The organism is Ponticoccus litoralis (genome assembly GCF_039769985.1).
Taxonomy (GTDB): Bacteria; Pseudomonadota; Alphaproteobacteria; order Rhodobacterales; family Rhodobacteraceae; genus Ponticoccus; species Ponticoccus litoralis.
Genome location: NZ_JBDNCH010000004.1, coordinates 377,380 through 390,004, shown reverse-complemented (window position 1 = coordinate 390,004; position 12,625 = coordinate 377,380). Strand labels below are relative to the sequence as shown.

General features: G+C 67.3%; 9 protein-coding genes, 1 pseudogene and 1 riboswitch. All 10 genes and pseudogenes read right to left on the bottom strand.

What is annotated here, in order from left to right:
* Window positions 1-215: 215 nt before the first annotated feature.
* The 10 genes and pseudogenes from ABFB10_RS22485 to ABFB10_RS22440 all read right to left on the bottom strand — a co-directional run bounded on the left by ABFB10_RS22485 (window position 216) and on the right by ABFB10_RS22440 (window position 12,622).
* A complete protein-coding gene (locus ABFB10_RS22485) occupies window positions 216-503 on the bottom strand; it encodes a RidA family protein (RefSeq protein WP_347168440.1) in 288 nt (95 codons plus the stop codon).
* Window positions 504-677: 174 nt separating this feature from the next.
* The gene (locus ABFB10_RS22480; RefSeq protein ID WP_347168439.1) at window positions 678-1,451 is read right to left on the bottom strand and encodes a maleate cis-trans isomerase family protein; all 774 of its coding nucleotides are present in this window, start codon (window positions 1,449-1,451) and stop codon (window positions 678-680) included.
* Window positions 1,448-2,617, bottom strand: a complete 1,170-nt coding sequence (locus tag ABFB10_RS22475) for a trans-sulfuration enzyme family protein (protein WP_347168438.1) — start codon at window positions 2,615-2,617, stop codon at window positions 1,448-1,450. Before ABFB10_RS22475 ends, ABFB10_RS22480 begins: the two co-directional genes overlap by 4 nt.
* Window positions 2,614-4,326, bottom strand: a complete 1,713-nt coding sequence (locus ABFB10_RS22470) for a hydantoinase B/oxoprolinase family protein (RefSeq protein ID WP_347168437.1) — start codon at window positions 4,324-4,326, stop codon at window positions 2,614-2,616. Before ABFB10_RS22470 ends, ABFB10_RS22475 begins: the two co-directional genes overlap by 4 nt.
* Before the next feature lie 2 nt (window positions 4,327-4,328).
* On the bottom strand, window positions 4,329-4,691 hold the full coding sequence (locus tag ABFB10_RS22465) for a hypothetical protein (RefSeq protein ID WP_347168619.1): 363 nt from the start codon (window positions 4,689-4,691) through the stop codon (window positions 4,329-4,331).
* A 277-nt stretch (window positions 4,692-4,968) separates the two neighbouring features.
* Window positions 4,969-6,327: pseudogene (locus ABFB10_RS22460) on the bottom strand (hydantoinase/oxoprolinase family protein); the annotation flags it as partial.
* A gap of 753 nt (window positions 6,328-7,080) precedes the next feature.
* Entirely contained in the window at window positions 7,081-7,392 is a 312-nt protein-coding gene (locus ABFB10_RS22455) for a hypothetical protein (protein ID WP_347168436.1), read from the bottom strand.
* A 125-nt stretch (window positions 7,393-7,517) separates the two neighbouring features.
* Window positions 7,518-7,723, bottom strand: a riboswitch (cobalamin riboswitch).
* 495 nt (window positions 7,724-8,218) lie between these two features.
* On the bottom strand, window positions 8,219-9,148 hold the full coding sequence (gene kce, locus ABFB10_RS22450) for a 3,5-dioxohexanoate:acetyl-CoA acetone transferase (RefSeq protein ID WP_347168435.1): 930 nt from the start codon (window positions 9,146-9,148) through the stop codon (window positions 8,219-8,221).
* 14 nt (window positions 9,149-9,162) lie between these two features.
* A complete protein-coding gene (locus ABFB10_RS22445) occupies window positions 9,163-10,014 on the bottom strand; it encodes a 3-hydroxyacyl-CoA dehydrogenase NAD-binding domain-containing protein (RefSeq protein ID WP_347168434.1) in 852 nt (283 codons plus the stop codon).
* A gap of 97 nt (window positions 10,015-10,111) precedes the next feature.
* The gene (locus ABFB10_RS22440) at window positions 10,112-12,622 is read right to left on the bottom strand and encodes a branched-chain amino acid ABC transporter ATP-binding protein/permease (RefSeq protein ID WP_347168433.1); all 2,511 of its coding nucleotides are present in this window, start codon (window positions 12,620-12,622) and stop codon (window positions 10,112-10,114) included.
* Between the last annotated feature and the right edge of the window lie 3 nt (window positions 12,623-12,625).

The window sequence follows — 12,625 nt, the reverse complement described above, 5'->3', positions numbered from 1 at the left end:
CTCTGCGCAGGACCGGAGGTCTGGGCAAGACCGGGGGTCGCGGTCATGCTATGCAGCAAAGATCCGGCACCGGCGAATGCCAGTCCGGATCTCAACAAATCGCGGCGCCCGATCGGCGCATGACCTTTCCGGCCTGTGTTGGTGGTCGTTCCTGTCAACTTGTCCCCTCCCTTGTGTTTATGTCCTTCCAGCCGCCAGCGGCCGGGTCGCCCGGTTCACGTCACGATCTGAGCCACCATGTCAATTTCGACGGGGGCATTGCCCGGAAGACCGGCCACTCCGACGGCCGAGCGTGCGTGCCGACCACAGTCGCCGAGCGCTCGGGACAGCAGCTGCGATGCCCCGTCCGCGACGGCGGAATGATCGGTGAAACCGGGTGCGCCGTTGACGTAGACCGTCAGCTTGGCGATGCGCAGGACGCCATCCAGATCGCCGACCGCTGCCTGTAGCGCGCTGAGCAGCCGCAGCGCACAGATCTGCGCTGCCTGCCGACCCTGATCCAAGGTCAGGGTGCCGCCGATCTGGCCGGTGAATTGCAGGGCCCGTGCTCGATCCGGGGCGTCTGGCCCGCGATGTGCACCAGATCCCCGGTCACCGTCCAGGGCAGGTAATCCGCCGCCGGCTGGGGGGCGGCGGCAGGGTCAGGCCCAGTTCGCTCAGAATCCGTTCCGCGCGGCTCATGTCACCAGTCCCCGGCGCGTGAAGAGACGCCCTCCTCGGGTGATGTCCGTGGTCGGCAGGCCCAGGCGGGTCAGGCAGGCAAACATCTGCGCCTGGTTGCTGGTGACGACCGGCTTGTTCAGTGCCGCCTCGATCGCCGGCGCGGCTTCCAGCGCCCGATAATCGGTGCAGGAAATCACGATGGCCTCGGCATCGGGGTGATCGGCACGCAGCGCCATGTCATAGGCGTCCTGGGGGGTCAGCGCATTCTGGCCCAGGCTGGTGAGTTCCTCTTCGAAGGCCACTTTGCGGACCACCTCGATCCCGCTTTCGCGGATGAAGGCCACGGATTCTGCGCTGAGCGCCGCCACGTAGGGCGAGGTGAAGGCCACCCGCCGCGCCCCGACGCTGCGAATGGCCTCGACAAGCGCCCCGGCGGCTGTGATCGCCGGGACTCCCGACTTTTCCTGCAACTCCTCACAGAACTTGCGGTCGAAAGCCGGTCCTTCCGACAGGGTGGCCGAGGTGCACCCGTAGATGACCATATCCACGCGCGCGTCGGTCAATAGCGTGACGCATTGGTCCAGCGCTTCGCGTGCGAACCGACGCATGAGCGCCGAATCCGGGATCGCGTTCACGTCGTAGCCTCCGCTGCGCACGGCGTGCAGGGTCAGGCCCTCGGGCGCCAGCATGGCGCAGTCCGGTTCGAAATTGGTGTTCGAGGACGGAACGATCAGGCCGACACGGAGAGAGCGCGGGGCAAAGTCGATGGCGGCGGGTTGCCGGGTCATGCGCCAGTCTCCTTCTGGATGGTCGCCGCTTCGAGCGCCTGGCCAAGATCGCCGATCAGCTCGTCGATGTTTTCCAGCCCGACCGAAATGCGCAACAGATCGCGCGGTGTGGGGCTGTCGGGGCCTTCCATGCCGGCGCGGTGTTCGATCACGGTTTCGGTGCTGCCGAAAGAGATCGCTTGCCGGATGACACCGACCCGGGAAGCCACGGCCTTGGCCGCCGCCTCGCCACCGGCGACGCGGAACGACAACATGCCCCCGAACCCGCCAGCCATCTGCCGCCGGGCGATGTCGTGCCCGGGATGCGAGGGCAGGCCGGGATAGAGCACCTCGGCCACCGCGGCATGGCCTTCGAGGAACGCGGCCAGCTTCATTGCCGCGGCAGACTGGGCCCGCACGCGCAGGGCCAACGTCCGCATGCCGCGCAGCAAGAGCCAGGCCTCGAAGCTGCCCAGGATGGCGCCATAGTGGTTGCGCTGCACCTGCAGGTCCGACAGCAGATCCTCGCGCCCCGGCGCCACAACCGCGGCACCGGCGATCAGGTCGCCATGGCCGTTCAGGTACTTGCTGCCGGAATGGACGACGATATCGGCGCCATGGCGGATTGGCTGGGTCAGGATCGGGGTCGAGACGGTATTGTCGATGCCGACGAGGGCACCGGCCTCGTGAGCGACCTTCGAAATCGCGGCGATGTCGGTGACCACCCAGGTCGGATTGCTGGGTGTTTCCATCCAGACGATCCGGGTCTTGCCGGGGATGATCGCCGCCTCGATCGCGGCGGGGGTGTAGTCCTGCAGATAGCTGACCTCTAGACCCCAGCGCCTGCCGTGCAGGTTCAGCCAGTCGCGCAGGCCAGAATAGACCCGGACCGGCAGAATGACGTGATCGCCCGGGGCGAGCCGCTGGAACACCGCGGTGATCGCCGCCATGCCGGAGGAAAACAGCAAGCAGCCCGCGCCGCCTTCCAGCGCGTTGATCACGGCTTCGGTCTGCTGATAGCTGGGGTTGTCGTCGCGCGTGAACATGCGACCGGCGCGATCCAGGTGCGCGGGGTCGCGCAGGAAGGATGTCGAGGGCCGCAGGGGCGCGGCCATCGCATCTGTCTCGCGGTCGATCCAGCCCAGGGCGGTCGCGGCCAGGGTGTCGGGGTGGGGAAGCCGCGTCATGCCATCACCCCGTCTTCCGCGCGAGGACCGCAGAGCGCATAGCTGCCATCGGCCGCGACACGCAGGCCGTAATCGGCTTCGGCGCTTTCCTGGCTGACCAGTCCGGTCAGCACGTCGCGCACCACGTGTTCAGGGTCGCGGTCGACGGGGTTGCCATACCCGGCGCCGCCGGGGGTCAGCATGACCAGGCGCTGATCGCCCGGAATGACCTGTTCGCCCTTCGGGTTGAGCCGTGTTCCGTCCGACAGGGTCAGCACGCCGGGCGCGCCGTTCATTCCGCCCTCCCGGCCGCGCGCCGGATGGTTGATGCGGTCAAGCGCGGCGAACAGGGAAATCGGCGCCTCCTCGCTGCTGGACAGTTCCAGCACCTGGCCCAGGCCGCCGCGATAGCGCCCTGGCCCGCTCGAGTCCTGGCGGTATTCGCGTTTCCAGATGATCAGCGGCGACACGCTTTCGGTGATCTCGACCAGCGACCCCATCACGCCGCTTGGGAAGGCCGTGGCCGACAGGCCGTCCTTGGTCGGACGCGCGCCGGTGCCGCCGTTGTGGACCAGTTCGGTCGCAAAGCGGGTCTTGCCGGGCGTTGCACTGACCGCGTAGCCGCCGCGTAGCGGCAGGTCCCACAGGCAGCAGGCGCCTTCGGCGGGGGCCAGACCCGGGCGGGCCTTGTGCAGACAGCCGAACACCACATCGGGCAGCAACTGGCCGACGACGTGGCGCATGGCGACCGGCACCGGGTACTGCGCATTGACGATGGTGTTTTCCGGCGCGGTGATCTTCAGCGGCTCCAGCGAGCCGGCGTTGTTGGGGATGTCCGGCGCGATGGCGCATTTCAGCGCGAAGCAGGAATAGGCGCTGGCATAGTTCAGCGGGCAGTTGATGCCCTTGCTCGAAAGACCCGACGTGCCGGTGAAATCGACGGTGATCTCGCCGCTGCGGATGGTCATCGTGGCTTCGAGATCCAGCGGCTTGTCGTAGCCGTCGACGCGCATGGTGTTGTGATAGACACCCTCCGGCAGGGCGCGGATCAGGTCGTTGGTGCGCTGGCGCGAGGTGTCGACGATGTAGTCCGAGATATCTTCCAGCGTGGTGATGCCGACATCGCCCATGCATTCCGACAGGCGACGGCTGCCGCATTCAACGCAGGCCATCAGCGCGTAAAGGTCGCCTTCGACCTCGATCGGCACCCGGCTGTTGGCTTTCAGGATGCGGATGAAATTGGTGTCCAGCCGCCCGGCATCGACCAGCTTGAAGATCGGCACGAACAGGCCTTCGTCCAGCACGTCGGTGCCGTCAGGGCCGAAGCCCGGGCCGCCGAGATCGGCAAGGTGGCTGGTGCAGGAGGTGAACCCGATCAGTTTGCCCTCGTGGAAGCAGGGACGCACCAGCATGAAGTCGTTGAGGTGGCCGGCTGCCTTCCAAGGGTCGTTGGTCAGATAGATGTCGTCGGGGTGCATGTCTTCCAGCGGGAATTCCTCGAGGAAGAAACTGACCGATTCCGCCATCGTGTTTACATGGCCGGGGGTGCCGGTAACCGCCTGCGCGATCATCCGGCCCCGGATGTCGAATATCCCGGCGGAAAGGTCGCCCGATTCCCGCACGATGGGGTTGAAGGCGGTCCGCATGAGCGTCTGTGCCTGCTCTTCGACGATGGCGATCAGCCGGTTCCACAGGATCTGGCGTTCGATTTCGTTCAGTTCGCGGGCCATGTTCAAACCTTTTCAAGCACGAGGTTGGATTTGCTGTCGATCCGGCCTGTGAAGGCGGCGGTGACGAAGGTCGTGGTCTGCGGTTCGGCGACCAGGGCCGGGCCCTGGAAGCTTGCGCCGGCAGCCAGGTCGGGGCGCCAGTAGATCGGCACGTCCCGGTAGTCGTGGTCCGCAGGAAGGAAGACCGAGCGGTCGCCGATCGCGGCGGCGTCGAAGGCGGTCCCGTCGGCCTGTCGCGGTTCGAGCCGGCTCCTGCGCGGTCGAGACGACGATGGACCAGGACAGGATCTCGATGTCGCGTTCCGGGATGGTACGGCTGAACAGTCGCGTATAGCCGGCCTCGTAATCGGCCCTGATCTGCGCAACGTCCTTTTCGGTCAGCGTGCCCGCCGGCACCGGCACCTGGATTTCGTGGCCCTGACCGACGTAGCGCATATAGGCGGTGCGGGTCTCGACCAGGTCGGCTTCGGGCTCGCCGCTGCGGACGATGCCGCGGGCCTCGGAGGAAATCTCGTCCAGAACCGCGTTCGCGCCGTTCAGGTCGAACTGGTCCAGCGTCATGTAGCGGCTGCGCACCACCTCGTAGGCGATGGGGGCGCGCAGGAAGCCGACGGCAGAGCCGACGCTGCAGTTGGCCGGCACGATGACGCGCCCCACGCCCAGCTTTTCGGCCATGCGGACCGCATGCAGGGGGCCGCCGCCGCCAAAGGCGATCATGGTGTAGCGCGACAGGTCCGCACCATGTTCGACCGAATGGATGCGCGCGGCATTCGCCATGTTCTCTTCGACCATCTCGGTTATGCCGAGCGCCGCTTCGGAGGTGCTGACATCCAGCGGGTCGCCGACATCGCCCTTGATGGCGGTCCCGGCGGCGTCGACATCCAGATGCATCCGCCCTTCGGCGAAGGTTTCAGGGTCGATCCGGCCCAGCACCACATTGGCATCCGTCACGGTCGGCTTGACGCCGCCCTTGCCATAGCAGGCAGCCCCGGGCACCGAGCCGGCGCTCTCCGGCCCGATCGCCAGACGGCGCATGGTGTCAACATCGGCGATGGACCCGCCACCGGCCCCAATCTCGATCATCTCGACCACCGGGATCCGCACCGGCATGCCGCTGCCCTTCTGGAACCGGGCCGCGCGCGCGATCTCGAAGTTGCGTGCGGTCTGGGGAAGGTAGTCGTCGATCAGGCAGATCTTCGCGGTGGTGCCTCCCATGTCGAAGGACACAACCCGGTCTTCTTCCAGGCTGGCGGCAATGCGGCTGGCAAGCACCGCGCCGCCGCTGGGGCCGGATTCGACAAGGCGGATCGGATAGCGGATGGCAGCCTCCAGCGTGGTCATGCCCCCGCCCGAGGTCATCAGGAACAGCGGGCAGACAAAGCCGTTGTCGGCCAGCGTCTTTTCCAGCGCCCGCAGGTAGCGGGCCATGATCGGCTGCACGTAGGAATTGCAGACCGTGGTCATGAAGCGCTCGTATTCGCGCACCTCGGGGCAGACGTCCGACGACAGCGTGATCTCTGCCGTGCAGCCGGCGTCGATCAGCAGAGCGCGCACGGCCTGCTCGTGGGCCGGATTGGCATAGGAATGCAGCAGGCCCACGGCGACCGCCTCGATGCCCAGGCGGTTCAGTTCGGCGGCCAGTTCGGTGACGCGGGCGCGGTCGAGCGGCAGCAGGACATTGCCGCGCACATCCATCCGCTCGGTCACCGTGAAGCGCAGATCGCGCGGCATCAGCGGCGCCGGCTTTTCCAGCTGCAGATCGAACTGATCGTAGCGGGATTCATATGCGATTTCGAGGCTGTCGCGGAAGCCCTCGGTCGTGATCAGCGCGGTCCTCGGCGCCCTTGCGCTCGATCAGCGCATTTGTGGCCGGGTGGTGCCATGGACGAAGATATCGATATCGCTGGGGGCCAGCCCCGACTGCTCGCGGACGATGGTCACACCCGCCATGATGCCACGTTCGGGCTGCTCCAGATCGGTCGGCACCTTGGCCGTGAACATGCCCTTGGGCGTTTCCAGCACCACATCGGTGAAGGTGCCGCCGATATCAGCTGCCAGACGTGTCTTGGTCTTTGCGTGGGTCATGGGAACTGCACTCCGTTTGCCTTGACGGTTAAGTGTCACGGGCCGTCTAGTGAGGGAAACGAAACGTTTTTTTACCGCTATCGATTATTTCGATAGTCCCGTGTCGGGGCATTGAGGCATGGGTGCAGAGCGACCGTCGGGCCGGTTTCGCGGCCTTTCCCAAGCACGGCGGGTGTTGCGGATGTCGGCGCGGATCCCCCGGGTCGTGCGGGCTCTGGTCGGGGCGCGGGATATCGGTCTTTGACCTTTCGGCCCGCCGGGGTGCAAAGTGGCTGGTCCCCGGATTGGCCCGGGCGCCGGGATTGCTGCTCTGGTGGCCGACAGGGCCGGGCCCGCCGAGGTTGGCCGGGACCTCGATGTCAAGGTCGGCGGCGAGCAGATGCGCGGCTGTTGCGCGGGGCCGGGACCGTGCGGCGCGGCCTGCTTGTCCGCCCGTGCCGGGATGGGCCTTCAGCGGCCCGGACATGGTCCACCGGCGTGAACCGACCGCCCGGGGCGCCAAGCGGGGTGCCGCCGGTTCACGGGTCGCGGGTCACGGCGCGCGCTTGACAAGCGAGGGCCGGTCGGTCGTCCTTGGCAAATGCTTCCGCAAGGCGCCCCCTGTTCGCTCAGGCAGAGGAGGCCTTCAGGGCTAGGGCTTTCCTGCGGCGGCGGCCCCTGCGTGAGGGTTCAATGCGGCAGGCGGTAGGACCGTCGGGCCTGCGCGCCGCCGCGCCTCTGCCGCTTTGGCATCGCAAGGGGCAATGGCGTCAGCGGCGCTTCCAGCGAGCGTGTCAGAAGCCTGCAGAATTCCGCCACGGTCGGCGAGTGGGCCATGAACGGAGCGGCCTTGTCAAAGGCGTCCCGCGCGGCCTGCAGATAATCCGCATTGCCCGGCAAGCCCGCGATCCATTGCATATAGCCAAGCTGCCCCATTTGCCGCGCCTCGTCGGCTGGCATCGCTCCGGTGTCGAGTTGAAGGATCGTGCGTTCCAGTGTCATTGCGCCCTCCGCGCAGGGGAGGGGGCATGAACGGAGGCGGCGATGTCCACAGGGCCGTCAGGTCCATATGTCGTCTCTCCAGTCCCAGAGCGCCCCGCCCGGGTTAAGGTGACTGCGGTGCGCAACAGCACGCACCGGAGATGGCAGGTCTCCTGACTTGCGGGTCGCCGCTTTCCCGAACCTTCCCGAACCGCTTCGGTTCAGTGGTGTTCTTCGGGGTCGCTCGCCGCTCACAGTTGCGGGGGCAGTTGCGGAGTTGGGTCAAGGCCCTCACCGCATTCCCTTTTAAACCGGCCCTTTCAGGCCGGTCACCATCGCCTTCTGAATTGCAGAATTCCGGGCAAAAGTCGAGTGGAATTGCCAATGGCGGCCAATACGGCGCTTGCCGTCCAGCGGGGTGTTTCCCCTGTCAGCCCCCAGGCCAGACCGCGCCTTGCCCGCCCGGGGGATGCGCCGGAGGCTCCGCTGCCGGACATGCCTTGGGTCGGCGACCTGCCCCCTGATGCGAACTGGAAGGCGGGCGCCTGTGCCGCCTTCGTTCGCGATGCCCGTGCCCGCAGGTTCGTCTTCCGGCGCGGGGGGCCGGACCGTAGAAGCGCGTTGGCGATGCCCGGGCGCTTCGGGGTCCGGCGACAGAGGACGGTCACCGGATGGATCCGGCACCGCGACCGTCGCTTGCCGTGCCTGCCCGGACGCGACGCCGACGGTGCCGCGCAACCCGGCGATCAACAGCCCGTATCCGGGGGTAAGGTCGACGGGCGAAAGCAGCGCCCCGGCCTCCGGTGAACCGGATCGAGTGCGCCGCGCCCCCGTCCGTCAGGGCCGGTCAGAAGCCGACCTGATCCGCCCCCTTCAGGTGCAGGATCTCGCGCGCCTCGTCCGGGGTTGCTAGTTCCAGCCCCAGCCCCTCGATGATCTGGCGGGCCTTCGTCACCTGCTCGGCGTTGCTGCGCGCCAGTTGCCCCGGTCCGGCCCAGAGCGAATCCTCCAGCCCGACGCGGATATTGCCGCCCATGGCCGCCGCCATCGCCGCGATGGGCAGCTGGTTCTTGCCCGCGCCCAGAACCGACCACTGGTACTGGTCGCCGAACAGCCGGTCCGCCGTGCGCTTCATGTGCATGACGTCGTCGGGATGCGCGCCAATGCCGCCCATCAGGCCAAAGACCGTCTGGATGAAGAGCGGCGCCTTGACCAGTCCGGCGTCGAGGAAGTGCTTGAGGTTATAGAGATGCGCCGTGTCGTAGCATTCGAACTCGAACCGGGTGCCGAGCGGCCCGAGCGTCGTCAGGATGTACTCGATTTGGCCGAAGCTGTTGTTGAAGATGATGTTCTTGTTGCCGAGGTAGTCGCGTTCCCACTGGTGTTTGGGGTTCGGAAAGCGCTTGAGCATCGGGAAGAGGCCGAAGTTCATCGACCCCATGTTGAGCGAGGCGACCTCGGGGCGGTGCGTTTCCGCCGGGCGGACGCGTTCCTCGATGCTCATGGTGGGCGCGCCGCCGGTGGTGATGTTCACCACGCAGTCCGAGGCCTGCTTGATCACGCCGAGGAAGGGCGCGAAGGCCTCGGGCGACTGGTCGGGGCTGCCGTCCTCGGGGTTGCGGGCGTGCAGGTGCACGATGGCCGCGCCCGCCTCTGCCGCGCCGATGGCGGCTTCGGCGATTTCCGAAGCCGTGACGGGCAGGTATTCCGACATCGAGGGCGTGTGGATCGCGCCGGTCACGGCGCAGGTGATGATGACCTTGCGGGGTTTCGCCATGGTCTGGGGCTCCTTCAGGATTGTTCGGATGCAAGGTGGCGACGCAGGGCGGCCAGCCGCGCGTCGCGCCTGTCCTGCCGGGCGCGGATGGTCTCGGGGCTGCGGTCCTGCGTCCAAGTCGCGGCGATCTTCTCGGCGTTCTCGACGGAAAAGACCTCCGGTCCCGCCGGTTCCTCTGCCAGACGCGCGTAGAAGCCGCCGTAGCGGGTGGCGTAGTCGATGATGCCGCCGGGGGCGTTCAGGTCGATGGTCTCGATCGGCCCCATCAGCGCCCACCGCAGGCCCAGCCCGTCCTTGATGGTGGCGTCCAGCCCCTCGACGCTGACGACGCCCTCGCCCAGAAGCCGCAGCGCCTCGCCCAGAAGGGCGCCCTGCAGGCGGTTCAGGACAAAGCCGTCGCGCTCGCGGGTCATGCGCACCGGCACCTGCCCGATATCGCGGTAGAGCGCTTCGGCGCGGTCCATGGTCTCTGTCGCGGTCCATGGCGCGGGGCAAAGCTCGACCACCGGGACAAGATGCGGCGGGTTGACCGGGTGCCCGACAAGGCAGCGGTGCCGGTGTTCAAGCCCCTCGGTGAAGCGCGAGGCGACGATGGCGGAGGTCGAGGAGGCGATGATGGCCCCGGGCGGGGTGGCCGCATCGAGCCGGGCGAAGAGGTCGGTCTTGACCTCGATCTTCTCGGGCCCGTTCTCCTGCACGAAGCTGACGCCCGCGACCGCCTCTTCCAGCGTGGGACAGGTGCGGATGCGGGCCAGCGTCCCGTCGCGGTCCTGCAAGAGGCCCTCGGCCAGCAGGGTGTCGCAGAGCACGGCCATGTCCGCGGCGAAGCGGTCCAGAACGGCGGCATCGGCGTCCCAGACCTGCACGGAATGCCCGGCGCGGGCGAAAAGCGCGCTCCATGCGCGGCTCGATCAGGCCCGCGCCGATGATGGCGACTGTCTCGGTCATGTCAGGGCCCTTTCGTTACAGCCACAGGACCTGGCGGCGCAGGTCGATGTCATGGGCCAGCGCGGCGGATGGCCCGTCATGGATGATGCTGCCGCGTTCCAGCGCGACGGTGCGGTCCGACAGCGTCAGCGCGAGGTCGAGGTTGTGGTCCACGATGATGATGGACACCTCTTCGCGCAAGCGGTCGAAGGTCTCGAACAGCTGCTCGACGATGGCGGGGGACAGCCCCTCGAAGGGTTCGTCCAGCAGCAGCACGCGGGTGTCGCCGGACAGCGCGCGGGCCACGGCGGCCATCTGCTGCTCGCCGCCCGAAAGGTAGTCGGCGGGCGTGTCGATGCGTTCCTTCAGGCGGGGGAAGTAGGACAGGATGCGCTCTTCGTCCCAGTGGATGCCCGCGCCTGTCTGGCGGCGGATGCGGCCCAGTTCGAGGTTGTCGCGCACCGACATGCCCGCGAAAAGGCCGCGCCCCTGCGGCACGTAAGAGATGCCCGCCCGGGCCATGGCCGCCGAGCTGAGGCCGTGAATGGGCGTGCCGTCCAGCGTGATCGCGCCGCTGCTGACCGGGGCGATGCCGATCAGCGCCTTGAGCAACGTCGATTTGCCTGCGCCGTTGCGGCCCAGAAGCGCGAGGATCTCGCCCTGCCGCAGGTCGAAGCTGACGTCGTGGATGATGTGGCTCTTGCCATAGCTGACGTTGACCTTGTCCAGCGACAGCAGCACCTTGTCCTGTACGGCGCTGGTGCGCTCCTTTCCCGCCACCGCAGAGGTGCCCGAGCCGATGTAGACCTCTTGCACGCGCTTGTCGCCGCGCGCGTCGGCCACGGTGCCGTCCAGCAGCACCTCGCCCTCGTTCATCACGGTGACGTGGTCGGCCAGTTCAAAGACGCGGTCGATGTCGTGTTCCACCAGCAGCACCGGGATATCCGCCGAGAGCGCCTTGAGCAGGTGGCCGATGCGCTCGCGCTCTGCCACCGAAAGGCCCGCAAGCGGCTCGTCCGCCAGCAGGATGCGCGGGTGGTTCCCCAGCGCAAGGCCGAGGTCCAAGAGCCGCTGACCGCCGTAAGAGAGCGAGGCAGCCTCGGCGTCCTCCATCCCCGAGAGGCCCGCGTATTCCATGATCTGCGCGGTATGGGCGTTGACCTCCGAAAGGGTGCGGGCGCGGATCAGCGGGTTCATGCGCTGCGCATCGCCCGCCTGCACCGCGAGCCGGATGTTCTCCTGTACGGTCAACGAGGGGAACAGGTTGGTGATCTGGAAGCTGCGCCCGATGCCCGCCGCCGAGATCTCCTCTGGCGTGCGGCCCGACAGCGGCTGGCCCATCAGGGTCACGCTGCCCGCATCGGGTTTGTAGAGACCGGACATCAGGTTGAAGGCAGTCGTTTTGCCTGCGCCGTTCGGGCCGATCAGAGCGTGCAGGGACCGGTCGCGGACCGAAATGTCCACCGCGTTCACCGCTTTCAGCCCGCCGAAGGCCTTGGAGATGCCCTTGGCCTCGAGCAGGGGGCCGTCGCTGTGCTGCGCGGGTTTCAGGAAGTCGGGCAGGGGATGCACCCCGGCCTTGCGGCCCGCCATGGCGGCGCCGGTCTCTGCCGGTGGGTTCAGATAGCGGCGGATCTGGCCGGGAATGCCGATCAGCCCCTCGCGCGCGAACAGCACGAAGCCCATGAAGACAAGGCCGAACCACAACAGCCAGTTGTCGGTGTAGATCGACAGATACTCGCGGAAGAGGATGTAGAACAGCGCGCCGAGCGCCGGGCCAAGGTAGCTGCGCATCCCGCCGATGACGACCATGGCCAGCAGCTCGCCCGAGAAGATCACCGACATCGGCTCTGCCGAGGTCATGCGGTTCTTGTAAAGCAGCAGCACCCCCGCCAGCGCCGTGATCGTGGCGGACAGGACGAAGGCCGCAAGCTTGTAACGGTCGACCTTGTAGCCAAGGAAGCGCGCGCGCTGCTCGTTCTCGCGGATGGCCAGAAGGACGGTGCCAAGGGGCGAGTTGTTGAAGCGCCAGAGCAGGACCATGACAGCGAAGGCGATCAGGGCCACCAGCCAGTAGTAGGGCTGCGACATGCTGAAATCGAGGCCCGCGAAGGCCGGGCGCTCGATCCCGCCAAGGCCGTTCTCGCCGCCGGTGACCTCGGTCCAGCGGAAGGCGATGGAAAAGCCGAGCGCCGAAAGCGCCAGCGTCATCAGCGAGAAATAGACCCCCCGGCGGCGCAGGATCAGCGCGCCGAAGCCGGTGGCGATCACGGCGGTGGCGATCACGGCCACCAGCAGTGGGACAAAGAAGGCGCCGCCCATGGCCAGCGAGGTCAGCCCCGCGAGGTAGGCGCCCAGCCCGAACCACGCGCCGTGGCCGAAGCTGACCAGCCCTGTGCGGCCCGCAAGGATGTTCAGGCCCATGCAGGCCGTGCCGTAGACCACGACCTCGGTGGCCGAGGTATAGGTCAGGCCCGCGGCGATGATGACGAAGGGCAGCGCGACAAGCGCCGCTGCGGCGATCAGAAGCGGATGGATGCGGATCATGAC

What these genes read in the sequence shown, in the direction of transcription:
- ABFB10_RS22440 (WP_347168433.1), bottom strand. Translation starts at nt 12,622, where the DNA reads ATGATCCGCATCCATCCGCTTCTGATCGCCGCAGCGGCGCTTGTCGCG.
- ABFB10_RS22480 (WP_347168439.1), bottom strand. Translation starts at nt 1,451, where the DNA reads ATGACCCGGCAACCCGCCGCCATCGACTTTGCCCCGCGCTCTCTCCGT.
- kce (WP_347168435.1), bottom strand. Translation starts at nt 9,148, where the DNA reads ATGGCGAAACCCCGCAAGGTCATCATCACCTGCGCCGTGACCGGCGCG.
- ABFB10_RS22475 (WP_347168438.1), bottom strand. Translation starts at nt 2,617, where the DNA reads ATGACGCGGCTTCCCCACCCCGACACCCTGGCCGCGACCGCCCTGGGC.
- ABFB10_RS22455 (WP_347168436.1), bottom strand. Translation starts at nt 7,392, where the DNA reads ATGACACTGGAACGCACGATCCTTCAACTCGACACCGGAGCGATGCCA.
- ABFB10_RS22470 (WP_347168437.1), bottom strand. Translation starts at nt 4,326, where the DNA reads ATGGCCCGCGAACTGAACGAAATCGAACGCCAGATCCTGTGGAACCGG.